The organism is Streptomyces sp. NPDC005574 (genome assembly GCF_040605435.1).
In the GTDB taxonomy this organism is placed as follows: domain Bacteria; phylum Actinomycetota; class Actinomycetes; order Streptomycetales; family Streptomycetaceae; genus Streptomyces.
Genome location: NZ_JBEXCW010000309.1, coordinates 1 through 1598, shown reverse-complemented (window position 1 = coordinate 1598; position 1598 = coordinate 1). Strand labels below are relative to the sequence as shown.

The 1598-nt window shown below is 68.6% G+C and carries 1 pseudogene; it reads left to right on the top strand.

Features of this window, described 5'->3' with window-relative positions:
• A pseudogene (locus tag ABZT03_RS44385) lies at positions 1–1598 on the top strand (sugar-binding protein); the annotation flags it as partial.

The window sequence follows — 1598 nt, the reverse complement described above, 5'->3', positions numbered from 1 at the left end:
AAGCGGTTCAACTCGGCGAACGCCGCGTCCAACCCGCCCAAGCTGTCGGTGACCTACAACTACCGGCCCAAGACCGGCACCGACCAGCAGGCCGGTCCGCCGTTCTTCCAGGACGCCTCCGGGGCCTGGTACGTCAACACCACGACGCCGACGCTGAGTGACACGTTCGTCGACGTCAACAACGACAAGGTCGACGGCACTTTCGAGGTCGACGACGCCGCCACCAGCACGCAGGTCGGCAACTATCTGGTGTCGCCGTACGTGCCGTCGGGGCAGCCGGCGTCGGTGACGGTTCCCGCGGGTCTGCTGACGAACGGCAAGACCTACAAGTTCCGCACCAACCCCTACGACGGGCTGCACTACAACAACGACTGGTCGCCGTATGCGACGTTCACCGTCGACACCTCCGCTCCGTCCGCGCCGACCGCGGTGACCTCCACCGACTATCCCTCCGCCTCATGGGTCAAGGGCGCCGGCCAGGCCGGCGTGTTCAAGGTGACGCCTCCATCGGGTGACCAGAACGGCATCGAGTGGTCGCTGGACGGGACGACCTGGACGAAGGTCGCCACCAGCGGCACCACCCCGGTCAACGTCACCGTCAAGCCCGCCAAGGCGGGCACCAACACGCTGCAGGTGCGGGCGACCGACAAGGCGGACAACAAGTCCGAGGCCCTGTCCTACACCTTCCATGTCGGTCCCGGCGGTGTCACCAGTCCTGATGAGGGCACCCGCACCGCTGCCCGGCTGCCGCTGACCGCTGAGGCGGACGGCTCGAAGTTCGACAAGGTGACCTTCTCCTGGCGCCGCGGCGAGGCCGACACCTGGACCGTCATCCCGGCAGGTGACGTGACGACCGGCGGGCAGCCGCTGTCGTCCTGGCCGGTGGCTCTGACCAGCGGCAAGAGCCCGAAGCTGACCTGGAACGCCACCTCGAGCGTGAACCCGGACGGAGCGGTGCAGATCCGGGCCGACTTCACCGGCCCCTCCAGCGCCTCCGCCTCGTCGGACCCGGTCAACGCCACCGTCGACCGCAACGCCGACGGTGCTGCTTCCGAGGATGTGGGGCCTGGTTCGCTGAACCTGCTGACCGGCGACTACACGCTGTCCGACAACGACGCTTCCTTCTTCGGCCTGTCGGTCGACCGCACCGCTTCCTCCCGTTCCCCGCAGGCGGGTGCCGGCACCAGCCAGCAGGCGCCGATCTTCGGCAAGGAGTGGCTCTACGGCGCCGCCGGCGCCCAGACCTCCACCCCGTGGACGGTGCTGGCGAAAACCTCTGCGACGTCGGTGAGTGTCGGCGCCGCCGGCGATGACACGCGGCTGAACTTCACCCAGAACGCGGCGAAGACCGGCTGGATCCCGGAGGTCGGCGCCGAGGACTACGACCTCACCGGCAGCTTCAGCGGCTCCTTCACCCTGAAGAGCTCCGACGGCGAGACGACCACCTTCACCGCGGCCGGCGCCAGCACCACGTTGTGGAACGCCGCCACCTCCTACCTGGAGGGCCTGGCCAACACCACGGCCACCACGGTCAGCGAAGCGGTCACCGTGGGCGAGACCAAGACCTCCCGCCCCAAGCTGCTCATCGCCCCGACCTC